This is a genomic window from Rathayibacter sp. PhB186 (assembly GCF_003751825.1).
Classification (GTDB): domain Bacteria; phylum Actinomycetota; class Actinomycetes; order Actinomycetales; family Microbacteriaceae; genus Rathayibacter; species Rathayibacter festucae.
In genome coordinates this window covers 216,966-239,335 of record NZ_RJKO01000006.1, presented here as the reverse complement: position 1 = coordinate 239,335, position 22,370 = coordinate 216,966, and the positions used below count along the sequence as shown (strand labels likewise).

Below are 22,370 nucleotides of genomic sequence, written 5' to 3'. Positions count from 1 at the left end.
CACGTCATGCCGTCGAGCACTGGAGACCCCTTGCCCTCGAACCCCGCTGCGCCCTCGAACCCCGCCGCTCTCACCAACTCCGCCGCCCGCCTCCCCTCCGCCCGCGCCGACCTGGTCGTCGGTCCCGCCGCGCTGCACGAGCCCGCGCCCGGCGAGCTGCTGGTGCGCAACCGCGCCGTCGCCGTGAACCCGCTCGACGAGCTCAAGCAGTGGACCGGCGACCTGATGTACCGCTGGCTCCCCTACCCCTCGATCCTCGGCGAGGACGTCGCCGGCGAGGTCGCGGCGGTCGGGCCCGGCGTCGACCGCTTCGCCGTCGGCGACCGCGTCGTCGCCTACGCGGTCGGCATGGAGCGCGGCCGCCGGCACGACGCCGAGGGCGGCTTCCAGGAGTACACGGTCGTCCGCGCGGACCTCGCCGCGCCGATCCCGCCGCAGCTGGCGCACGAGCAGGCCGTGGTGCTGCCGCTCGCCGTCTCCACCGCCGCGACCGCGCTCTTCCAGCAGGACCACCTGGCGCTGCCCCACCCCTCGGCCGACCCGGTCCCCACCGGCCGGACGGTCGTGGTCTGGGGCGGCGCCACCAGCGTCGGCAGCAATGCGATCCAGCTCGCCGTCGCCTCCGGCCACCGCGTCGTCGCCACCGCCTCGCCCGGCAACCACGCCCGCCTCCGCGAGCTCGGCGCCGACGTGGTCGTCGACTACCGCGGCCCGAGCGCGGTCGCCGACGCCGTCGCCGCGATCGGCGGCGCGGAGGTGGCCGGAATCCTCGCGGTCGGCACCGGCTCCGCCGAGCCCTGCGTCGCCGTCGCGGCCGCCACCGGAGCCCGCCGGGTCGCCCTCGCCAGCCCCTCGGTCTCCTTCGGCTCGCTGCCGCGCAGGGCGGGGCTCTCGCTCCCGTTCGTGCGGACGATGTCGCGGCTGGTCAGCGCGAACCTCCACCTCCAGCTCGCCGCCCGCCGTCGCGGCATCCGCGCCCGCTACGTCTGGGGTGCCACGCTGATGAGCAACGAGGTCGGGCCGATGCTCTGGCGTGAGCACCTGCCGAGCGCGCTCGCCGACGGCCGCCACCGCTGCGCGCCCGAGCCCGAGGTCGTCGGCACCGGTCTCGGCGCCGTGCAGGGCGCGCTCGACCGGCTGCACGGGGGCGTGTCCGCGCGGAAGCTCGTCGTGCGGCTCTGACCGCGAGCCGCTCGGGTGCGCCACTATGGACCGTGCCGCTCCCCTCCCCCGCCGGACCGTCCGCTCCCTCCGCGCGCTCCTGGCTGCTCGTCGCGCCGTCGCTCGTCGTCCTCGGCTGGGGCGGCAATCAGTTCCTGCCGCTGATGCAGCTCTACCGCCAGCTCGAGGGCTACACGCAGACGCAGGTCACGATCCTGCTCGCCGCCTACGTCCTCGGCATCGTGCCCGGCTTCGCGCTCGCGGGCGGCTGGTCCGACCGCTTCGGCCGGCGGCCGGTGCTGCTCGCGGGCCTCGTGCTGGGGATCCTCGGCAGTGTCGTGCTCGCCTGCTCCCCCGCCTCGGTGCTCGGGCTCGGCGTCGGCCGCTTCATCAGCGGGCTGAGCGTCGCGGCGGGGATGGTCGTCGGCACGGCCTGGATCAAGGAGCTCTCGATCGCGACCGGAGCGTCCTCGGCGGGCGCCCGCCGCGCCTCCGCGATGCTCACCATCGGCTTCGGCGGCGGCGCGGGAGTCGGCGGCGCGCTCGCGCAGTTCGGCCCCTGGCCGACCGTGCTCCCCTACATCGTCCAGTCCGCCGCCTGCGTCGCGGCAGTCCTCGTGCTCCTCCGCGCACCCGAGACGCGGGCCTACGACCCGTCCGCCGGCCGCCTGACCGGCGAGCTGAGCATCCCGCGCCCCGCCCGCGCCCGCTTCGCCGCCGTCGTCCTGCCGCTCGCCCCCTGGGTCTTCGCGGCACCCGCCCTGTCCTTCGCGGTCGGACCGAGCCTGGTCGCCGACCGCCTGCCCGGCGTCACCGTCGGCTTCGCGACCCTCGTCACCGTGATCACGCTCGGCTGCGGCTGGGTCACCCAGCTCTTCTCCGGCCCGCTTCTCGCGCTGCTGCGCGGCCGCGGCGCCCTCGTCGGCGGCGCGCTCACCGCCCTCGGCGCTCTGCTGCTGATCCCCGCCGCCGTCGGACAGCAGCTCTGGCCGGTCCTCGTCGCCGCGCCGGTCTTCGGCTGCGGCTACGGCCTCGCGATGGTCTCCGGGCTGACCGCCTCGCAGGCCCTCGTCGAGACGCGCGACCTGGCGAGCGTCACCGCCGTCTACTACTCCGTCACCTACGCCGGCTTCCTCGTGCCGGCGATCCTGGCGGCGCTGGCCGTCGCCCTGCCGATGCCGCTGCTGCTCGCGGCGACCGCGCTCGCGATCCTCGCCTGCGTCGCGCTCGCGGCCCGTGGACTGCGACGCCCGCCCGCGCCTACGCTCGGCTGAACCGCCGCCCACCCGAAGGAGACCCCGTGTCGAAGGTCCGCGTCCACAACTTCTCCGTCTCGCTCGACGGCTACGCCGCCGGGGAGGGCCAGTCGCTCGACACCCCGTTCGGCCACGCCGGCTCGCGGCTTGTCGAGTGGGCGATGGGGACCCGCACCTTCCGCAGGATGGGCATGCCCGGTCCGGGCGAGGGCTCGCAGGGCGTCGACGAGGCGTTCGCGAGCGCCTGGGCGGACGGCATCGGCGCCGAGATCATGGGCCGCAACAAGTTCGGGCCGCAGCGCGGTCCCTGGGAGGACGAGGAGTGGACCGGCTGGTGGGGCGAGGACCCGGTCTTCCACACGCCGGTCGTGGTCCTCACGCACCACCCGCGCCCGACCGTCACGATGGCCGGCGGCACCAGCTTCCACTTCGTCGACGCCGACCCGGTGACCGCCCTCGAGCGGGCCCGCGAGCTGGCCGGCGGCGGCGACGTGCGCATCGGCGGCGGCGCGGCGACAGTGCGGCAGTTCCTCGCCGCCGACCTCGTCGACCGGATGCACGTCGTGCTCGTCCCGATCGTCCTCGGCCGCGGCGAGCGGCTGTGGGACGGGCTCGAGGGCCTGGAGCAGCGCTTCCGCATCGAGGCGACACCCTCGCCGTCCGGGGTCGTGCACCTCGTCTTCGAGCGCCGGGAGCGCTAGAACCGCGCCGCGACCTCGTAGAGGACGTCCTCGTCGCCGGCGTACAGGCCCTCCGTCCGCGGCCAGTGCGCGATCACGTCGGTGAAGCCCAGCGCCTCGGCGCGGCCGGCCGAGTCGGCGAAGCGGTCGACGCTCTCGAGCGAGTAGTCCGGCCCGGAGTCGAGCGAGAGGTGCCGCTCGATCGAGCGCGGGTCGCGACCGGCCTTCGCGAGGGCGTCGTCGAGGCGCTGCGAGAGCTCGGCGACCGCCGCCCACCACTCCTCGGTGCTGCGACCCTCCGGACCCGTCGTCACCCAGCCCTGCGCCCGCTCGGCCACGAGCGCGAGGCCCTTGGGCCCGTTCGCCGCGAGCACGAACGGCACGCGCGGCGACTGCACCGGCTCCCCCACCATCCGGGCGCCGCGCGCCGTGAACCAGGCGCCGTCGAAGTCGATGCCGCCCGAGCCCGGCTCCTCGTGCCGCAGCAGCACGTCGAGAGCTGTGACGAACTCCACGTAGCGTTCGTGCCGCTCCCGCGGCGAGTGCAGCTCCTGCCCCAGCACCGTCGCGTCGAAGCCCGTCCCGCCCGAGCCGATCCCGAGGACGAAGCGGCCGCCGGAGATCTCGTCGACCGTCGCGATCTCCTTCGCGAACGGCACCGGGTGCCGGAAGTTCGGCGAGGCGACGAAGGTGCCTAACCGCAGCGTCTCGGTGACCACCGCGGCGGCCGTCAGCGTCGGGATCGTCGCGTGCCAGACCTGGTCGGCGAGCGAGCGCCAGGAGAGGTGGTCGTAGGTCCAGGCGTGGTCGAAGCCGAGCCCCTCCGCGGACTGCCACTTGCGGCGAGCGGTGGACCAGGGCTCCTGCGGGAGGATGACGATGCCGTGTCGCATCGTCCGAGTGTAGGGAGGGTCCGAGTGCAGGGAGGAACCGCACCGGTACGATGGTCGGCGGTGTGCCGGGAAGTCTGGTCGGCGGACGCGGCCCTCTGCCGTGTTCTCACGTGATCCGACGACCTCCCGAAGGAAGCCCCTCCGTGCCCCACACTCCTGCCTCCGAGCCCACCCGCTCCGAGCCCACCCATCAGGCGCCGCACGCGATCTGGCGGGGCCTGCGCCAGACGCTGCGCTCCGACGCCGTCGGCGGCGCCCTGCTGCTCGGCGCGACCGTCCTCGCACTGGTCCTCGCCAACTCGCCCGCGGCCGGCTTCTACGAGGCCGTCCGCGACTACGAGTTCGGCCCCGAGGCGCTCCACCTGAACCTCAGCGTCGGCGCCTGGGCGGCCGACGGACTGCTCGCGATCTTCTTCTTCGTCGTGGGCCTCGAGCTCAAGGAGGAGTTCATCGTCGGCAAGCTCCGCGACCCGCGCACCGCCGCCCTTCCGGTCGCCGCCGCGTTCGGCGGCGTCGCCGTCCCCGCCCTGATCTACGTCGCGATCAACGCGACCGCCGGCCCCGACGCGCTGCAGGGCTGGGCGATCCCGGTCGCCACCGACATCGCCTTCGCGGTCGCCGTGATCGCGGTCGTCGGCAAGGGCCTCCCGGTCGCCCTGCGCACCTTCCTGCTCACCCTCGCCGTCGTCGACGACCTGCTCGCCATCACGATCATCGCCGTCTTCTACACCTCGGCCATCGCCTTCCTGCCGCTGCTGCTCGCGCTCGTCCCGCTCGGGATCTTCGCCGTCCTCGTCCAGCGGGGTGTCCGCACCTGGTGGATCCTGATCCCCCTCGGCGTCGCCACTTGGGCGCTCGTGCACGCCTCCGGCATCCATGCGACCGTCGCCGGCGTGCTGCTCGGCTTCGCGGTCCCGGTCGTCGCGACCGCCCGCGCCCGCGTCCGCACCGGAACCGGCAGCGACGGCGAGCCCGAGTACGACGGACTCGCCGCGCACTTCGCCGACCGCTGGAGCGGCGTCTCGGCCGGCGTCGCCGTCCCGGTCTTCGCCTTCTTCTCGGCCGGAGTCACGATCGGCGGCCTCACCGGCCTCGTCGAGTCGTTCCAGGACAGCATCGCCCTCGGCATCATCGTCGGCCTGGTGCTCGGCAAGCCGCTCGGCATCCTCGCGACCACCTTCCTGATCACCCGCCTGCCCGGCCTCCGCCTGGACCCGGCGCTGCGCTGGCCGGACCTGGTCGGCATGTCGATGCTCGCCGGCATCGGCTTCACCGTCTCGCTGCTCGTCGGCGAGCTGTCCTTCGGCGTCGGGAGCGAGGCCGACGAGCACGTGAAGGTCGGCGTGCTGGCCGGCTCGGTGATCGCGGCGGTGCTGGGCGCGACGGTCCTCTCGATCCGCAGCCGCGGCTACGCGCGGACCGGAGTCCTCTCGGACTGACCCTCGGCCAGCCGCATCGTGCCGCCCGCCCGGGCGGAGAACGCGCGCGCCGTCGCCGCGATCGTGCGCTGCATGACCCGCACCGCCGCCGTCGGCGCGAGGTCCGCCGGGCGGGCGAGGCTGATGGTGCGGCTGAGCGTGGGCTCCTCGAGCCGGATCGAGCGCAGCCCCGGGCGGCCCTGCAGCACCATCGCCGGCACGATCGCGACGCCGAGACCGCGCTCGGCGAAGCGCAGCACCGCGTCCATCTCGGCGCCCTCGAGCACCACGTCGGGCAGCAGGCCCGCTGCCGCGAAGGCCGCATCGGTCGTCCGGCGCAGGTCGTAGCTGGAGTTGAAGACGATCTGCGGGAGCCCCGCCACGGCCGCCAGTCCGAGGGCGTCGCCGTCGGCGAGCGGGGGCTCGGCCGCGGAGGAGACCACCACGAGCTCCTCGACGAGCAGCGGCGTCACCGTGAACGCGCCGACGGCCGCCGCCGTCGAGGTCGTCACCAGCGCGAGGTCGAGCTCGCCGCGCGCGAGCCGGTCGAGCAGGCTGCGCGAGCCGTCCTCGGCCAGGTGCAGCTCGATCGCCGGGTGCGCCGCGTGGAAGGCGTACAGCACCTCCGCCACGAGGCTGATGCAGAGCGTGGGCGTCGCGCCGAAGCGGACCCGCCCGCGCTCGAGCCCGGCGAGCTCGGCCAGCTCGCGGCGCACCGATTCGGCGTCGGCGAGCATGCGCCGCGCGAGCGGCAGCAGCAGCTCACCGGCCGGGGTGAGCGTGCTGCCGGAGCGCGCCCGCTGGAACAGCTCGGAGCCGAGGTCCTGCTCGAGCGAGGAGATCTGCCGGCTCAGCGAGGGCTGCGCGAGGTGCAGCTCCTCGGCCGCGCGGGTGAAGCTCCCGAGGCGCGCGACCTCGACGAATCCGGACAGCTGCTCGAAGTTCATCGCCATAGCGTAAGCGCATGCCCAGCCCCAGCAATATGCATTGGAGTAATCGAAGCGCCCTGCCTAGCGTGGGCACATGACCACTTCAGCACCCACTGCCACGGCGGAGCGCCGGATCTCCACCTCCGTTCTCGTCATCGGCACCGGCGGCTCGGGCCTCCGCGCCGCGATCGAGCTGGCCGAGGCCGGCGTCGACGTCCTCGCGCTGGGCAAGCGCTCGAAGTCGGACGCCCACACCTCGCTCGCCGCCGGCGGCATCAACGCCGCCCTCGCGACGATGGACCCCGACGACAGCTGGCAGCAGCACGCGGCCGACACCATCACCGAGTCCTACCAGCTCGCCAACCCGCACACGGTCGAGATCATCACCTCGAACGCCGCCCGCGGCATCCAGGACCTCGAGCGTTACGGCATGCCGTTCGCCCGCGAGGACGACGGCCGCATCTCGCAGCGCTTCTTCGGCGCGCACACCTACCGCCGCACGGCGTTCGCCGGGGACTACACCGGCCTCGAGATCCAGCGCACGCTGGTCAACCGGGCCGCGCAGCTCGACATCCCGATCCTGGACACCGTCTACGTGACGCGGATCCTCGTCAACGAGGACGGCGCCGTCTTCGGCGCCTACGGCTTCGACCTCGTCGACGGCACCCGCTACCTCATCCACGCCGATGCGGTGATCCTCGCCGCCGGCGGCCACAACCGCATCTGGCGCCGCACCTCCTCGCGCCGCGACGAGAACACCGGCGACTCCTTCCGCCTGGCCGTCGAGGCCGGCGGGCGCCTCCGCGACCCCGAGCTCGTGCAGTTCCACCCGTCGGGCATCATCGAGCCCGAGAACGCGGCCGGCACGCTGATCTCCGAGGCGGCCCGCGGCGAGGGCGGCATCCTCCGCAACGGCCTCGGCGAGCGCTTCATGGGGAAGTACGACCCGGAGCGGATGGAGCTCTCGACCCGCGACCGCGTCGCGCTCGCCTGCTACACCGAGATCAAGGAGGGCCGCGGCACGCCGAACGGCGGCGTCTGGCTCGACGTCTCGCACCTCCCGCGCGAGACGATCATGACCCGCCTCCCCCGCGTCTACCAGACGATGCTCGAGCTGCAGATGCTCGACATCACGAAGGACCCGATCGAGATCGCCCCGACGGCGCACTACTCGATGGGCGGCGTCTGGGTCCGCTCGGACGACCACAGCACCGACGTCCCCGGCCTCTACGCCATCGGCGAGGCGTCCAGCGGACTGCACGGCGCGAACCGGCTCGGCGGCAACTCGCTGATCGAGCTGCTCGTCTTCGGCCGGATCGTCGGCCAGGCGGCGGCGGAGTACTCCGCCTCGCTCACCGCGCAGACCCGCTCCGCCGCGTCGGTGCAGGTCGCCCGCGACGAGATCGCAGACCTGCTCGCCGCCGACGGCGAGGAGAACGTGCGGGCCCTGCAGCGCGCGATCCGCAACACCATGACCGAGCACGCCGGCGTCGTCCGCGACGAGGCGGGCCTGCTCGCCGGTCTCGCCGAGCTGGACGCGATCGAGGCGCGCATCGCCGGCATCGGCATCCACCCGGACATCGCGGGCTTCCAGGACCTGGCGCACGCCTTCGACCTGAAGTCGGCGGCGATGGCCGCGCGGGCCACCCTCGAGGCCGCGCTGGAGCGCCGCGAGAGCCGCGGCTGCCACAACCGCAGCGACTACCCGGACATCGACCCGGCGCTGCAGGTGAACCTGGTCTGGTCGCCGTCGACCGGCATCACCCGCGAGGAGATCCCCGCGGTCCCGGAGGAGATCCAGGCGCTGATCCGTGAGGTCGCCACCGCGGGCAAGCTGCTCGAGTAGCGGCACCGCGCGCGCTCAGCACGCACGACGACGCCGGCCCGGGAGCGTTCCCGGGCCGGCGTCGTGTCGTTCCGCATTCGATCAGGCGCGGCTGCGGGCGCGTCCGCCGAAGCGGGTGTAGAGGAACAGCACGATGACGGCGCCGATGATGGAGCCGATGATCCCGGCCGGCTGGAGGAAGCCCTCCATCGGGTCGTGCTGGAAGATCAGGAAGCCGAGGAAGCCGCCGACGAAGGATCCGACGATCCCCAGCACGATGGTCATCAGGATGCTGATGTTCTGGCGTCCCGGGACGATGAGGCGGGCGAGAGCGCCGGCGATGAGGCCGACGACGATGAGGCTGATGATGAGTCCGAGCACGGGCGTCACCTTCCTGTCGAGCACGGCGGACCGTGCGGTGGGGCTCTGCGGTCGCTGAGCCGATGGGCAACCCAAGCAGTCGCGGAGGGGTGGCCGGTACACCCCTGGGGGTGTAGTCACGGAGCCCGGTCGCGCGGTACGGTCCGTGGATGGACAGAGCATGCCGGCGCCCCTGACCGTCGCCCTGGTCGACGACTACGACGTCGTCCTCAAGGGCCTCGCTCACATGTTCGACCACTACCGCGACCGCGTCGTCGTCGCCGAGATCGACGCGAACGCCGCGCTCTCCGACCGCATCGACATCGTCCTCTACGACTCGTTCGCCCAGCCGGAGTCGGACCTGCAGGAGCTCGCCGACCTCGTCCGCAACCCGCGCGCCGAGCACGTCGTCGTCTACACCTGGAACTTCCACCCCGACCTCGTCGCCGACGCCCTCGACCAGGGCGTGCGCGGCTACCTCTCCAAGACCCTGCCCGCCCGCGAGCTCGTCGCCGCCCTCGAGGCCGTGCGCTCCGGCGAGCTCGTCGTCAGTGAGCCGCCCCGCCGCGCCGGCACCGCCCCCGGCCTCGACTGGCCCGGCCGCCACGAGGGCATCACCGACCGCGAGTCCGAGATCCTCGCCCTGATCACCCAGGGCAAGAGCAACGCCGACGTCGCCGCCCTCACCTACCTCAGCCCCAACACGGTCAAGTCCTACATCCGCAGCGTCTACGGCAAGATCGGCGCCTCCAGCCGCACCCAGGCCGTCCTCTGGGGCGTCGAGCACGGCTTCACCCCCGACCACCACCGCATCGACCACTGGCTCGGCGGCCCGTGAACCCGCACGCCCACCTTCGGCTCGTGAATCCGGCCCCGGCTCGCTGAAACCGACCGTTCCGACGAGCCCGACGCGCTTTCGCGAGCCGGAGCCGCTCCGCTTACCGTCCACGCCCCTCGAAGCCGCCTAGGGTGAGCACACCGGAGCACGAGGGGGACGCGATTCCACGGAACCACCCGCACAGAGTCACCGCCGCGGCGATCGCGCTGCTCGCCCTGCCGCTGCTCGCGGGGTGCGCGGGGCCGACGCCCTACTCGGACTTCGACCGGACGCGGGACGAGCGGGACGTGCTGCCGGATCTCGGCGACGTGAGCGAGCAGATCGAACCGGACTCCGTGCGCTTCGTCGGCACGGCCGAGGGCGTGGACGTCTACCTCGGCTCTTCGATCGGGGCCGGGGACCACTGCGTCATCGTTGACGGCGACGACGGTCCCATGAGCGGCTGCAGCGGTTCGGGCGACCTGGAGGTGTCGCAGCGCACCTCGGTGGTGGTCCAGGTGCATCCCGACGGCGTCGAGCCGGAGGACGCCCCCGGTCTCGACTGGACGGCCCTCGGCCAGAACGTGTCGGTGCGGTCCTACAACTGATCGCCGCGCCGCCTTCGGTAGGTCGCCAGCGCCACTCCGCCGGGCAGCGCGCGCAGGTCGACGGCCTCGAGCGCCACCGGCTGCGGGAGCCCGCCGAAGAGGGGGACCCCCGCGCCCAGTAGCAGCGACGAGATCTTCACCTGGATCTCGTCGATCTCCTCGATCAGCTGCGCGGCGAGGTCGCCGCCGCCGCAGAGCCAGACGTCGCGCCCCGGCTCCCGCTTGAGCGCCGCGACCTGCGTCCGGACGTCGCCCGCCATCGTCTCCACCCGATCGGAGGCGGGCAGTTCGCCGTGCGTCACCACGATCTGGCGCAGGTGCGGGTAGGCGCCGTCGACGAGCCCGGCGTCCACCGCGGGAGCGTGCGTGCGGCGGCCGAGCAGCACGGTGTCGAACCGGCGCGGCGACGCCGTGACGCCGAGCGCCGCCCGCAGGTGCGCCGGGCAGGTCTCCGGGTAGCGCTCGAAGAGGTCGGCGAGGGTCTCCGGCTCGGTCGGGAACGCGGAGACGTCCCCCTCGGGATCCGCGAGGAAGCCGTCGAGCGAGGTGGCGATGTAGTAGACGAGGTCGCGCATGCCACCGCACGGTACCCCTCCTCGGCGGGGGTCTTCTAGCCTGGAGGGAGAGGAGGTCCCCATGTCCGAAGCCAGGGATCGCGCCGCTCGCTACGCCGCGGAGCGCGCGACCGGCGGCCGCCCGGAGACCGGCGACGAGCGCACCGGCTCCCTTCCCGAGAACGCCGAGGACCGCGCCGCGTTCATCGAGACGTCGATCCAGCAGGCGATCCGCCGGGGCGAGTTCGACGGCCTGCCCGGCGCGGGCAAGCCGCTCGAGGGACTCGGCGAGCACCACGACCCGGACTGGTGGATCCGCCGCAAGATCGAGCGCGAGAACCTCACCGGCATCGGTCCCGCCGCCTTCCTCCTCCGCGCCGAGGACCGGCGGCTCGACGAGCAGCTCGACCGGCTGATGCGGGAGTCCGAGGTGCGGGCGGTGCTCGCCGACTTCAACAAGCGGGTCGTCGAAGCGCGCCGGCAGCTGCTCGGCGGCCCGCCGGTGGTCACGCCGCTCCGCGACATCGACGCGGAGGTCTCCGCCTGGACCGAGCGCCGGAGCGCGCGGCTCGCAGCCGCCGAGGCGCAGCATCCCGTGCCGCCCCGCCGCCGGTGGTGGCACCGGCGCTGACCGCACCGCGCACGAGCGCGCCGATCCGCATCACTATGCTGGGAAACTCCGCGAGGGAGGGTCGGATGAAGGTTCCGCGCACCGCGACGACCCGCGTCGTCACCGAGATCAACCGGACGGCGATCGTCGACGCCCTCCGCCTGCACGGCCCCTCCTCCCGCAGCGCCATCGCGCGCCACACCGGCCTCAGCCCCGCGACCGTCGAGCGGCTCTGCTCAGCGCTGCTCGGCGAGGGCGTCATCGTCCTCGACGGCCGTGAGCGCTCCTCCGGCGGCCGGCCGTCCTCGCTCTACCGCTACGCCGGCGACGCCCGCGTGGTCGCCGCGATCGAGGTCTCCGAGACGCAGGCGCACGGCCGCCTCGTCGACTTCGACGGCAAGACCGTGCGCGACGAGGTCCTCGCCTTCGACCTCTCCGGCGACGGCTCCGACGCGGACCGCCGCCTCGCCGGCACCATCGAGACGGTCGACCTGCTGATGGCCGCGTCGAAGCGGATCCGCAAGCCCTGCGCCGGCGTCGGCGTCACCATCCCGGGCATCGTGCACGGTCCGGAGGGCCGGGTCACCAACACGATCGAGCTCGGCTGGAGCGACGTCATGCTCGGCAGCATCCTCAAGGCGCGCGTCGGCGTGCCGGTGCTGGTCGAGAACGACGCGAACGCCATCGGCTTCGGCGAGTGGTCCCGCGGCGCCGGCCGCGGCGCGCAGAGCCTGGCCACCTACGTCCTCGGCGTCGGAGTCGGCGCCGGCATCGTGCACGACGGCGCGCTGCTGCGCGGCTCGCGCTCGGCCGCGGGAGAGATCGGCTACCTGGTCACCGAGCGCTCGCACCTGGAGCGGCCGTACACGACCCAGGGCGACCTGGAGTCGCGGATCGCCGGGATCTCCCGGAGCTACGCGCGCGAGCACGCGGCGGACGCGACGAACCCGCTCGAGGCCCTGCTCGACGCGGCCGCGGCGGGCGACGAGGGGGCCCTCGCGCCGGCGGGCGAGATCTTCGACTACATCGGCCTGTCCTGCATCGCGCTCTGCACGGTGCTCGATCCCGAGCTGATCGTGCTGGCCGGCCACCTCTCGCGCCAGCCCGAGTACGCGGTGCAGGAGGTGACCCGTCGCCTCGTCGGCCGGATCACCATCCCGCCGCGCATCGTCACCGCCGAGCTGGGCGCCGATGCGGCGCTGGTCGGCGTCGCGCAGCTGATCATCGCCCGCTCGCGCACGGCGACCTACCTCAGCTGAGGGCCCGGTTCAGCCGAGCTCCCGCTCCAGCACCGCGGCCGCCTCGCGGTCGAGCAGCACCGTGACGTCCGGATGGCCCTGCAGCGCCGAGGCCGGGCAGTCGACGTCGACCGGGCCGAGCAGCGCGCGCGCGACGGCGTCCGACTTGGCCGTGCCCGAAGCGAGCAGCACCAGCGAGCGCGCGGCGAGGATCGTCGCGATCCCCTGCGTGATCGCCGACTCCGGCACCAGCTCGAGACGACCGTCGAAGAAGCGCGCGTTCGCCTCGCGGGTGCTCCGCTCGAGCCGGACGACGTGCGTGCCGACGTCGTGCGGGGTGCCGGGCTCGTTGAAGCCGATGTGGCCGTTGCCGCCGATGCCGAGGATCTGCAGCTCGACGCCACCGGCCGCCCGGATCGCGGCGTCGTAGTCCCGGCCCGCCTGCTCGCCGTCCGCGCGGGTGCCGTCCGGGACGTGCACGGCGCCCACGCCGAGCGGCACGCGCACCTCGCGGTCCAGGACCGCGCGGTAGCTCTCGGGATGTCCGGGGTCGATCCCCACGTACTCGTCGAGCGCGAAGGCGCTCGCCCCGGTGAAGTCGAGCCTGCCCGCCGCGACCCGGCCGGCGAGCTCGCGGTAGAGCAGCGAGGGCGTCGAGCCGGTCGCGACGCCGAGCACCGCGCGCGGGTCGGCGAGGACCCGCTCGGCGACCAGGTCGGCCGCGGCGCGCGAGGCCTCGGCGAAGGAGTCGACGACGCGGACCGAGGTCCCCGGGGCGAAGCCCGTCCTGCCCGTCGTCGGACCGGCGATGGTCACGAGGCCACCTCCGAGAGCGTGCGCTCGGCGGCCGCCAGGGCGTGGGCGTGCGCCATCGCGCCGACCACCGGCGGGCGCCGCACGACGACGAAGCCGAGCTGCGGGGCCTCCTCGGCCAGCCGCTCGCGGATCCGCCGCTCGTACGCGGGCTGGTTCACGATCACGCCGCCGCCCGCGACGACGAGCGAGCCGATCGCGCCGCGGCGCACGAGCGAGGCGACGCCCGCCGCGAGCGCACGGGCGGCGTCCTCCAGGATCCGCTCGGCGAGCGACGAGCCCGAGGCCGCCTGCTCGAAGACGAGCGGGGCGAACGCCCCCCAGGCCGCGCCGCCCGCGATGCGCGTCGCCTCGGCGGCGAGGGTGGCCGCGTCGCTCGCGCCGAAGGCGGCGAGGACCGCGCCGATCAGCGGGTCCGGCGCCCCGCCGTCGGAGGCGATGCCGCGGTCGCAGGCCACCAGCGTCTCGCGCAGCGCCGTCGACACCAGGTCGTGCGCGCTGCCGCGGTCGCCGAGCGGCCAGCCGTGGCCGTCGACCGTGATCCGCGTGCCGTCGATGGTCGTTCCGCAGATCACGGCGCCGGTGCCGACGATCATCTGGATGCTCGGCTCCTCCTGCTCCGCGAAGCCGAGCAGCTCGGCGTCGTTGACGACCGTCACCGCGCGGCCGAGGTGCAGCGACAGAGTCGCCGTCGCCTCGCGCATCTGCCCGGGGGTGTCGCAGCCGTGCACGCCGAGGACCACCACGGCGTCCTCGGCGAGCGGGCGCAGGCGCAGCAGCACGCCGGCCAGACGCGGCAGGTTCTCGGGGTCGGCGAAGAGCTCGCCCGAGCGCCAGGCGCTCGAGGGGAGGACCAGGTCCTCCTCCGCGCCGGCCGTGTCGAGCAGGCGGACGTGCGTCTTGGTCCCGCCCACGTCGACACCGACGAGGTGGGCTGCGGCTCGGGGAGGATTATTCGTCACAGTGGCATGAAAGCACCTCTCGGCCCGGGGGACAAGGCGGCTGGCGCGGGATGCGGCCCCTCGCACACCTCCGCGTTACGGCGCTGTTTCCGCGAGTTACGGCCCGATCACGACTTCACGCGCCTCGGAGATATCTGTTGACCTATATGTCTCGTATTGATAAGAAAGCACTACCGCCTCGACGACGAAGCGCCCGCGCCTCGTCGACTGACAGACACATGAAAGGTGTTCCGTTGAAGAAGACAGCACGCGCCACCCTGGCGCTCCTCGGCACGGGAGTGCTGATCGCTTCTCTCGCCGGGTGCGCGAACGGCTCCTCCGGAGCCGGCGCCTCCGAGCCCCTCCAGTTCGTCCTCTCCGGCGACGGCACCCAGGGCGGCGGCTACCAGAAGATGGCCGATCTCTACCAGGAGCAGACCGGTGTCGAGGTCGAGATCGTGGACGTCCCGGGCGACGACCTGACGACCCGTCTGCGCAACAGCGCCCAGGCGAACGACCTGCCGGCCCTCGCAGCGGCGGCCAACGTCGACCCGCTGTGGAAGGACCAGATCCTCGACCTCTCGCAGATCGCCGAGGACCAGGACATCCTGCCGCTGCTCGCCGTGCCGGACCCCGAGGACGGCAAGGTCAAGGCGCTGCCCACCAGCCTCACCTCGGTCGGCATGTTCATCAACAAGTCGCTCTTCGACGAGGCGGGCGTCTCGTACCCCACCGACGCGACGCAGAGCTGGACCTGGGACGAGTTCGTCGCCAAGTCCGAGGAGGTCCAGGCGGCCACCGGCGCGCAGTACGGCATGGTGATGGACAACTCCGCGCACCGCCTCCGCTCCTTCCTCTACGAGTTCGGCAGCGAGGGCATCGTCGACGACGGCGGCACCTTCACCGCCAACGACGAGACCAAGACGGCGCTGGAGTACTTCAAGAAGCTCAACGACGACGGCTTCATGCCCAAGTCGGTCTGGACCGCGGGCGAGGACGCCAGCGCGACCTTCAAGAGCGGCCAGGTCGTCTCCTACTACTCCGGCGTCTGGCAGATCGCGGACTTCCAGTCCAACATCACCCAGTTCGAGTGGGCCTCGGTGCCGACCCCGCAGCAGCCCGTCAAGGCGACCAACTACGGTGCCGCCTCCTGGATCGTCGCCTTCGACGGCACCGGCCAGGAGGAGGAGGCCCAGAAGTTCATCGACTGGCTCTACCAGCCCGAGCAGTACTCCGCGTACTGCGAGATCGCCGGCTGCCTGCCCGCCGTCACCGGCCTCGAGATGAACTACCCGGCCAACCAGGACGCGTTCGCGCTCTACAACGCCGAGATCGCGGCCTCGCCCGCCGTCTCGTCGCTGCAGACCGTCGACCAGCTGATCGGCGGCTACGAGGGCAAGTTCCTCCAGTCGGAGCCGCTCAAGGACGAGACGATCAAGTACCTCAACGACCAGCAGAGCGTCGACGAGACCATCGACAACATCCTGTCGACGACCCAGGCCGCTCTCGGCGAGTAGGTCCCCCCACCGGGCGGTGCGGGGTCCTCCCCGCACCGCCCTCCCCCACGCAGGACCACCCGATCAGGAGAGCACCATGACCGTCCAGCCGCTCGTCACGCCGTCCTCGCCACCGGAGGCGGTCCTCACGGTCCCCGGCGCGGGTCGCGGATCGAAGGGCTCGCGCCGGCGCCCCGTGCGCCGCCCCCGCTACGTCGTCAGCACCGTGCTGCTGACGGTCGGCGTCGCGATCCTCTTCGCCCTCTTCTTCGTCTGGCCGGGCGCGCTCGGCGTGATGTACTCCTTCACCTCCTACCGGGGCTTCGGCGACATCGAGTTCGTCGGGCTCGACAACTACACGGCGCTCGCGCAGGACCCGGTCTTCTACGCCGCGGTCGGCCGCACGCTCGTCTACGCGCTGTTCTCGGTGCCGTTCGCCTGCGGCCTCTCGCTGCTGATGGCCGTGGCGCTGAACAACGCGCGGGCCAAGGGCAAGATCGGCGCCCGCATCATCTTCTTCCTGCCCTGGCTGGTGTCCCCCATCGTCGCGGGCGTCATCTGGCGCTGGATGTTCGGCGAGAGCTTCGGCTTCGTCAACTTCGCCATCACCTCGCTCGGCGGCGGCGCCGTGCCGTGGTCCTCGAACGCCGACCTCTCGCTGTTCGTCGTGATCCTCGCCTCCGCGTGGGGCGGAGCGGCCTTCAACATGCTGCTGTTCATCGCGGCGCTGAACAACGTGCCGACCTCGCACTACGAGGCGGCCGAGCTCGACGGCGCGAACCCCTGGCAGCGCTTCGTCTCGATCACCCTCCCCGGCATCGCGCCGACCACGCTGCTCGTGGTCCTGCTCTCGACGCTCGGGCACATGAAGGAGTTCGCGATGATCCAGGCCCTCAACAACGGCGGCCCGGGCACCGAGAACCAGCTCATCGTCCAGTACATCTTCCAGACCGGATTCGCGCAGTCGAACGTCGGCTACGCCAGCGCCGCCTCGATGGTGCTGCTGGTGATCCTCCTGATCATCGCCGCCATTCAGCTCGCCATCAGCAAGAGGAGCCAGGCATGGTGACCACGACCCCCGCCCCCGCCCGCACCACCCGCGCGAAGCGCACGCCGGCGGCACCCGCGCCGATGACCCGGAAGAAGACCGGCGAGTTCCGCCGCTCGATCGGCCCGACCGCGATGCTCTGGGCGATCGCGATCCTCACGCTCTTCCCGCTGCTCTGGTTCCTGCTCAGCTCCTTCAAGGGCGGCGGCGACCTCTTCACCTACCCGCTCACGCTGCTGCCGCGCGAGTGGACCCTGGACGGCTACCAGCGCGCACTCGAGCGGGTCGACTTCGTCCGCTACTTCTCGAACACCTTCGTGGTCGCGACGCTGACCACGCTGCTCACCGTCTTCTTCAGCGCGACGACCGGCTACGCCCTGGCGAAGTACAAGTCGCCGTGGCTGAGCGTGCTGGCGCTCTGCATCCTCGCGACGACGATGCTGCCCGGCGAGGTCATCCTCAACCCGGTCTTCACCGTGGTCCGCGACCTCGGCATGTACAACACCCTGATGGGCATCATCATGCCGTCGATCCTCACCCCGACCGGCGTCTTCATGTTCCGGCAGTTCTTCATCACCGTGCCGGACGAGCTGCTCGACGCCGCCCGGATCGACGGGGCGCGCGAGCTGTCGATCTTCTTCCGGATCATGCTGCCGCTGTCGAAGCCGATCATCCTGACGCTGTCGATCATCTCGTTCCAGTGGCGCTGGAACGACTACATCTTCCCGCTGATCATCCTCAGCGACCCGAAGAACTTCACCCTGCAGATCGCGCTGCGCCAGCTGATCGGCGCGCAGAACATCGACTGGGCGATCCTGCTCTCGGCCTCGGTGCTCTCGATGCTGCCGCTGGTGGCGATCTACCTGGTGTTCCAGAAGTACATCACCGGGTCCGACATCAACGCGGGGCTGCGCGACTAGAGATGCACCACGACGAGACCAAGGCCGCCGCCCGCGTCGACCGCTTCCTCGCTGAGCGCCTCCCCCTCGCGGTGACGGCCGAGCGGATCCCGCTCGCCGTCGCCGCGTGGACGGCGGTCGGCGAGCCGGTCGGCTTCGAGACCGCGACCGACCCGCGGAACGCGTACGAGACGATCGAGCCCGGAGCGCCGTGGGGCGCCGCCTGGGACACCACCTGGTTCCGGGTGACCGGGACGGTGCCCGCCCTGTGGAGCGACGCGGGCGACCGGTTCCGGATCGAGCTCTCGCTCGACCTCGGCTTCGACCGGGCCAAGCCCGGCTTCCAGTGCGAGGGCCTGGCCCGCGCCGCGGACGGCCGGGTGCTCAAGGGCCTCGAGCCGCGCAACCACCACGTGCCGCTCGACGCGGCCCCCGGCGAGGAGTTCCTCGTCTGGGTGGAGGGCGCGTCCAACCCCGACCTCACCGGCGGGAACGACTTCGCCGGCCCGGGCGGCTTCTCGCCCACCCCGTTCGGCGACCGCGCCACCGCGCCCGTCGAGCCGCTCTACCGGCTGGGCCGCTTCTCGCTCGTGCTCGTCGACACCGTCTCCGAGCGCCTCGGCCTCGAGCTCAGCGTCCTGCGCGGGCTGCACGACGAGCTGCCGTCCACCGAACCGCGCCGGCACGAGATCCTCGCCGGGCTGACCCGGGCCCTGAACGCCCTCGACCCCGACGACCTCGCCGGCACCGTCGCCGATGCGCGCGCGGTGATCGCGCCGCTGCTCGCCGCCCCGGCCGCGCACTCCGCGCACCGGATCTCGGCCACCGGCCACGCGCACATCGACTCCGCCTGGCTCTGGCCCACCCGCGAGACCGTCCGCAAGTGCGCGCGCACCTTCTCCAACGTGCTCGATCTGATGGACCGCGATCCCGACGCCGTCTTCACCTGCTCCTCCGCCCAGCAGTTCGCCTGGATGAAGGAGCACCACCCCGGGATCTTCGCCCGCATCGTCGAGCGCGTCCGCGAGGGCCGCTTCGTCCCGGTCGGCAACATGTGGGTCGAGTCCGACGTCACCCTGCCCTCCGGCGAGTCGCTGGTGCGCCAGCTGCAGCAGGGCGCGCGGTTCTTCCAGGACGAGTTCGGCGCGATCAGCGAGGTCGGCTGGCTGCCGGACTCCTTCGGCTACCCGGCCGCGCTGCCACAGCTGCTCCGGAAGGCGGGCCTGCGCTGGTTCTTCACGCAGAAGATGTGCTGGAACGAGACCAATGCGATGCCGCACCACTCCTTCGTCTGGGAGGGCCTCGACGGCTCGCGGATCTTCACCCACTTCCCGCCCTCGAACACCTACAGCGGCGACCTGCGGCCGACCGAGCTGGCGCGCATCGTCCGCAACTTCCAGGAGCACGGGCGGGCGACGCGCTCGCTGATGCCGTTCGGCTACGGCGACGGCGGCGGCGGGCCGACCCGCGAGATGATGGCGCTCGCTCGGCTGCAGTCCGATCTCGAGGGCTCGCCGCGCCTCGAGTTCTCCTCCGCGCACGACTTCTTCGCGGCCGCCGAGGCCGAGTACGCCGACCCGCCGGTCTGGTCCGGTGAGATGTACCTCGAGTTCCACCGCGGCATCCTCACCTCGCAGGCCCGCACCAAGCAGGGCAACCGCCGCAACGAGCGGCTGCTGGCCGAGGCGGAGCACTGGGCGAGCGTCGCGTTCCTGCGGCACGGCGTGCCGTTCCCGTTCGACGAGCTCGACGCGCTCTGGCGGCGGGTGCTGCTGCTGCAGTTCCACGACATCCTCCCCGGCACCGCGATCGCCTGGGTGCACCGTGAGGCCGAGCGCACGCACGCCGAGGTGACGGCGGCCCTGGAGCGGATGATCGACGAGCGGCTCGCGGTGCTCGTCGGGCCGGGCGAGCGGCGGATCGCGCTGAACGCGGCGCCCGTCGTCGTCGGCGGGGTACCGGCGCGGGGCGGGGCCGCGGTGGAGGCTGTCGTGGCGGCCGCCGAGGGACTCTCCGTGCGCGACGAGGGCGAGGGCTTCGTCCTCGAGTCGCCGCGCCTCGTCGTCGTGGTCACCGCCACCGGGCAGCTGTCGAGCATCCTCGACCGCGACTCCGGGCGCGAGCTGCTGCCCGCCGGTCGCGTCGGGAACCTGCTGCAGCTGCACCGCGACGAGCCCAACCAGTGGGACGCCTGGGACCTCGACGCCGCCTACCGCGACACCGTCGTCGACCTCGTCGACGGCACGGTCGAGCTCGGCGAGGACGGCGCCGGCGTCGTCGTCCGCCGGAGCTTCGGGCGCGGCGGCAGCACGGCGACCCAGACGATCGCCCTCGATCCGCGCGAGCCCGCGGTCCGGATCCGCACGGTCGTCGACTGGCACGAGCGGCGGAAGCTGCTCAAGCTCGCCTTCCCGCTCGACGTGCACGCCGAGCACTCCTCGGCCGAGACGCAGTTCGGCCACGTCCGCCGCCCGGTGCACACCAACACCAGCTGGGAGGCGGCGAAGTACGAGATCTGCGCGCACCGCTGGCTGCACGTCGGCGAGCCGGGCTTCGGCGTCGCCGTGGCCTCCGACGCGGTCTACGGCTACGACGTGCAGCGCACGATCGACGGCGGCCGCGTCAGCACCGTCGTCCGCCAGTCGCTGCTGCGCGCGCCGACCTTCCCCGATCCGGAGGCGGACCAGGGCGAGCACGCGTTCCTCAGCACGATCACCGTCGCGCCCGGCATCGCCGACGCCGTCCGCGCAGGCTTCGCCGCGAGCACCGCGCCGCGCGTCGTCCTCGGCGGCTCGGTCCCGGAGGCGCTCGTCGTCGTCGAGGACCCGGCCGTGGTCGTCGACACGGTCACGCTCGCCGCCGACCGCAGCGGCGACGTGATCGTCCGGCTGCACGAGGCCCTGGGCGGGCGCGTCCGCACGGCGCTGGTCGTCGCGCATCCGCTCAGCGGCGTCCGCGAGGTCGACCTGCTCGACCGCGACGCCGAGGGGACGGCGCTGCTGGGTGTCGACCCCGGCCGGATCGCGCTCGAGCTTCGGCCGTTCGAGGTCGTGAGCCTGCGCCTCTCCCCCGCTTCCGTTCCTTCCCCCGCTTCCGATCCTTGCCCCGAGGAGACCCCGTGATCACCGTCGACGACGCCCCCTACGCCGCCCGGCTGATCGCGGACGCCCGCGTGCGCGGCGACGAGTTCGTCGCGCGCGCCCGGCGGCCGCTGACCGGGCTCGGCCCGCGACCCACCATGCGCGCCATCACCTCCCTGGTCGCCCTGGCGATCGCCGAGGGCGACGAGGGCCCGGAGTCGCGGGACGCCGCCGAGACGTACCTGCGGCACCTCGCCGCCCAGCAGCTCGACAGCGGCCTGTTCTCGAGCAGCGGCAATCTCGCCTCCCCGCCCGACACGGCGTTCACGATCAACGACCTCTGCGGCTGCGTCGAGCTGCTCGACCGCTGCCGGCCCGCGGGCTTCGACGAGCTCCGAGCGGGACTCGCGGACATCGCCGTCGCCGCCACGCCCGCGATGCTGGCGGGCGGCGTGCACACGCCGAACCACCGCTGGGAGCTGGCGAGCGCCCTCGCCGCCCTCGCGGTGCACGTGCACGGCGGGCGCTCGGCGGGCGGCGCATCCGGCGCACTCGCCGCCGCGCTGCTCGACCGAGCCGACGCCTGGCTGGCCGAGGGCGTCGACATCGACGCCGACGGGCAGTACAGCGAGCGCAGCGCCGTCTACGCCACCGAGGTCACCAACCCGAGCCTGCTGACGCTGGCGCACGACCTCGACCGGCCGTCCCTGCTCGCGCCGGTGCGGCGGAACCTCCGCGCGATCGCCGGCCTGGTCGAGGACGACGGCGAGATCGAGTGCGTGCACTCGCGCCGGCAGGACCAGACCATCCCCTACGACGTCGAGAACCTGCTCTCGCCCTATCGCCTGCTCGCCCTCGAGGACGGCGACCGCGACGCCGCCCGGATCGTCGGGCAGATCCTCGGTCGCACGCTGCGCGAGCCGGAGCGGCACCTCGCCGAGCTGCTGCGCCGCCCGGAGATCGGCGGACTCCTGCCCGAGCCGGCCGCGACGCCGGTGTCCGTCACCCGCGGCTATCCGGTCAGCCGGCTGCTCCGCCGCCGGGAGGGCGCGCTCTCCGTGTCCGTCTCGGCGGGCAGCGACTTCGCTAGCACCGGCCGGATCGGCTCCGGCCTCGCCAACTCCGCGACACTGCTCCGTGCGCGCGCGCACGGGCTGGTCCTCCGCTCGCTGCGCGTCTCGCCCGCGTTCTTCTCGCTCGGCTGCGCCCGACCGCAGTCCCTCGAGCCGACCGAGCGCGGCGCGGTGCTCGTCGAGCGGCGGGTCTCGGGCTACTACGACACGCTCGGCGCCGACGCGCCCGCGGTCACCGCCGTCCCGGACAGCGAGGGCCGCTTCTTCTCGGTGATGGACTTCGCCCGGCGCGAGCGCTTCGACGTCGAGCTGCGGACGGAGGTGGCGGTCGAGGTCGACGAGACGGGCATCGACGTGCGGGTCTCCTTCACCGGCCTCGAGACGCGCTACGCGCTGGAGCTCGTCGTCGACGGCGACGCACTCGTGTCGGGCGCCGCGGCGCTCGAGGACGGCTGGTGGCTCGACGGAGCCTCCGCAACCGTCGCCACCGACGCGGCCGTGCTGTCGATCGACACTGAGCCCGGCGACGGCGTGCCGCCGGTCTTCGACGACGGCGAGATGTTCACCTACGTCGGCGGTGCCGACCGCATCGCCGGCACCCGGATCCTGCTCGGCGGCTCCACGGCCGAGCCGCGCCGCCTGCGACTCGCGATCGCGCCCCGATGAGCTCG

20 protein-coding genes are annotated in these 22,370 nt (G+C 73.0%); 14 read left to right on the top strand and 6 right to left on the bottom strand.

Annotation, left to right across the window (positions count from 1 at the left end; translation table 11 throughout):
- Nucleotides 1-30 precede the first annotated feature (30 nt).
- The 3 genes from EDF45_RS15945 to EDF45_RS15935 are packed head-to-tail and all read left to right on the top strand — an operon-like array spanning nucleotide 31 to nucleotide 3,118.
- A complete protein-coding gene (locus EDF45_RS15945) occupies nucleotides 31-1,182 on the top strand; it encodes a zinc-binding alcohol dehydrogenase family protein (protein ID WP_260312235.1) in 1,152 nt (383 codons plus the stop codon).
- Between the two features lie 32 nt (nucleotides 1,183-1,214).
- Nucleotides 1,215-2,435 carry an MFS transporter gene (locus tag EDF45_RS15940; RefSeq protein ID WP_123736970.1) on the top strand — a complete coding sequence of 407 codons (1,221 nt, stop codon included), beginning with the start codon at nucleotides 1,215-1,217 and terminating at the stop codon, nucleotides 2,433-2,435.
- Between the two features lie 26 nt (nucleotides 2,436-2,461).
- Nucleotides 2,462-3,118, top strand: a complete 657-nt coding sequence (locus EDF45_RS15935; RefSeq protein ID WP_123736969.1) for a dihydrofolate reductase family protein — start codon at nucleotides 2,462-2,464, stop codon at nucleotides 3,116-3,118.
- Here the strand turns inward: EDF45_RS15935 and EDF45_RS15930 are convergent.
- The gene (locus EDF45_RS15930) at nucleotides 3,115-3,990 is read right to left on the bottom strand and encodes an LLM class flavin-dependent oxidoreductase (protein ID WP_123736968.1); all 876 of its coding nucleotides are present in this window, start codon (nucleotides 3,988-3,990) and stop codon (nucleotides 3,115-3,117) included. The two genes, EDF45_RS15935 and EDF45_RS15930, sit on opposite strands and share 4 nt — an antisense overlap.
- A gap of 143 nt (nucleotides 3,991-4,133) precedes the next feature.
- Between EDF45_RS15930 and nhaA the strand changes: the two genes are divergently transcribed.
- Nucleotides 4,134-5,429, top strand: coding sequence for a Na+/H+ antiporter NhaA (gene nhaA / locus EDF45_RS15925; protein ID WP_397460055.1), 1,296 nt, complete (start codon nucleotides 4,134-4,136; stop codon nucleotides 5,427-5,429).
- Here the strand turns inward: nhaA and EDF45_RS15920 are convergent.
- On the bottom strand, nucleotides 5,399-6,355 hold the full coding sequence (locus EDF45_RS15920) for a LysR family transcriptional regulator (protein ID WP_185020220.1): 957 nt from the start codon (nucleotides 6,353-6,355) through the stop codon (nucleotides 5,399-5,401). The genes nhaA and EDF45_RS15920 overlap by 31 nt on opposite strands.
- A 76-nt stretch (nucleotides 6,356-6,431) precedes the next feature.
- Between EDF45_RS15920 and EDF45_RS15915 the strand changes: the two genes are divergently transcribed.
- The gene (locus EDF45_RS15915; RefSeq protein WP_123736965.1) at nucleotides 6,432-8,183 is read left to right on the top strand and encodes an L-aspartate oxidase; all 1,752 of its coding nucleotides are present in this window, start codon (nucleotides 6,432-6,434) and stop codon (nucleotides 8,181-8,183) included.
- Nucleotides 8,184-8,264: 81 nt separating this feature from the next.
- Here the strand turns inward: EDF45_RS15915 and EDF45_RS15910 are convergent, their stop codons facing one another.
- Nucleotides 8,265-8,543: a GlsB/YeaQ/YmgE family stress response membrane protein gene (locus tag EDF45_RS15910; protein WP_123732321.1), complete on the bottom strand. Its 279-nt coding sequence runs from the start codon at nucleotides 8,541-8,543 to the stop codon at nucleotides 8,265-8,267.
- Between the two features lie 160 nt (nucleotides 8,544-8,703).
- On the opposite strand from EDF45_RS15910, the gene EDF45_RS15905 reads away from it, so the two are divergent.
- Complete coding sequence (locus tag EDF45_RS15905) at nucleotides 8,704-9,360, top strand: response regulator transcription factor (RefSeq protein ID WP_123445882.1); 657 nt, start codon at nucleotides 8,704-8,706, stop codon at nucleotides 9,358-9,360.
- Nucleotides 9,361-9,491: 131 nt separating this feature from the next.
- Complete coding sequence (locus EDF45_RS15900) at nucleotides 9,492-9,947, top strand: hypothetical protein (RefSeq protein ID WP_123736964.1); 456 nt, start codon at nucleotides 9,492-9,494, stop codon at nucleotides 9,945-9,947.
- On the opposite strand, the gene EDF45_RS15895 is transcribed toward EDF45_RS15900, so the two are convergent.
- On the bottom strand, nucleotides 9,938-10,522 hold the full coding sequence (locus tag EDF45_RS15895) for a dihydrofolate reductase family protein (protein ID WP_123736963.1): 585 nt from the start codon (nucleotides 10,520-10,522) through the stop codon (nucleotides 9,938-9,940). The genes EDF45_RS15900 and EDF45_RS15895 overlap by 10 nt on opposite strands.
- A 61-nt stretch (nucleotides 10,523-10,583) precedes the next feature.
- Here EDF45_RS15895 and EDF45_RS15890 point away from each other — a divergent pair, with 61 nt between their 5' ends.
- Together EDF45_RS15890 and EDF45_RS15885 are read left to right on the top strand one after the other, a co-directional pair.
- Nucleotides 10,584-11,132, top strand: coding sequence for a DUF1992 domain-containing protein (locus EDF45_RS15890; RefSeq protein WP_123736962.1), 549 nt, complete (start codon nucleotides 10,584-10,586; stop codon nucleotides 11,130-11,132).
- Nucleotides 11,133-11,197: 65 nt separating this feature from the next.
- A complete protein-coding gene (locus EDF45_RS15885; RefSeq protein ID WP_185020219.1) occupies nucleotides 11,198-12,370 on the top strand; it encodes an ROK family transcriptional regulator in 1,173 nt (390 codons plus the stop codon).
- A 9-nt stretch (nucleotides 12,371-12,379) separates the two neighbouring features.
- On the opposite strand, the gene EDF45_RS15880 is transcribed toward EDF45_RS15885, so the two are convergent.
- Complete coding sequence (locus tag EDF45_RS15880) at nucleotides 12,380-13,165, bottom strand: glucosamine-6-phosphate deaminase (RefSeq protein ID WP_260312234.1); 786 nt, start codon at nucleotides 13,163-13,165, stop codon at nucleotides 12,380-12,382.
- Nucleotides 13,162-14,076: a BadF/BadG/BcrA/BcrD ATPase family protein gene (locus EDF45_RS15875; RefSeq protein ID WP_185020218.1), complete on the bottom strand. Its 915-nt coding sequence runs from the start codon at nucleotides 14,074-14,076 to the stop codon at nucleotides 13,162-13,164. The genes EDF45_RS15880 and EDF45_RS15875 overlap by 4 nt, the downstream gene beginning before the upstream one ends.
- Nucleotides 14,077-14,357: 281 nt before the next feature.
- Between EDF45_RS15875 and EDF45_RS15870 the strand changes: the two genes are divergently transcribed.
- From EDF45_RS15870 to EDF45_RS15850, 5 genes are all read left to right on the top strand, one after another.
- On the top strand, nucleotides 14,358-15,620 hold the full coding sequence (locus EDF45_RS15870) for an ABC transporter substrate-binding protein (protein ID WP_243582014.1): 1,263 nt from the start codon (nucleotides 14,358-14,360) through the stop codon (nucleotides 15,618-15,620).
- Between the two features lie 76 nt (nucleotides 15,621-15,696).
- Nucleotides 15,697-16,668: a carbohydrate ABC transporter permease gene (locus EDF45_RS15865; RefSeq protein WP_123736958.1), complete on the top strand. Its 972-nt coding sequence runs from the start codon at nucleotides 15,697-15,699 to the stop codon at nucleotides 16,666-16,668.
- A complete protein-coding gene (locus EDF45_RS15860; protein WP_243582016.1) occupies nucleotides 16,662-17,567 on the top strand; it encodes a carbohydrate ABC transporter permease in 906 nt (301 codons plus the stop codon). The genes EDF45_RS15865 and EDF45_RS15860 overlap by 7 nt, the downstream gene beginning before the upstream one ends.
- A 2-nt stretch (nucleotides 17,568-17,569) precedes the next feature.
- Nucleotides 17,570-20,668: a glycoside hydrolase family 38 C-terminal domain-containing protein gene (locus tag EDF45_RS15855; protein ID WP_123736957.1), complete on the top strand. Its 3,099-nt coding sequence runs from the start codon at nucleotides 17,570-17,572 to the stop codon at nucleotides 20,666-20,668.
- The gene (locus EDF45_RS15850; protein ID WP_123736956.1) at nucleotides 20,665-22,365 is read left to right on the top strand and encodes a hypothetical protein; all 1,701 of its coding nucleotides are present in this window, start codon (nucleotides 20,665-20,667) and stop codon (nucleotides 22,363-22,365) included. Before EDF45_RS15855 ends, EDF45_RS15850 begins: the two co-directional genes overlap by 4 nt.
- The last annotated feature ends 5 nt before the right edge of the window (nucleotides 22,366-22,370 follow it).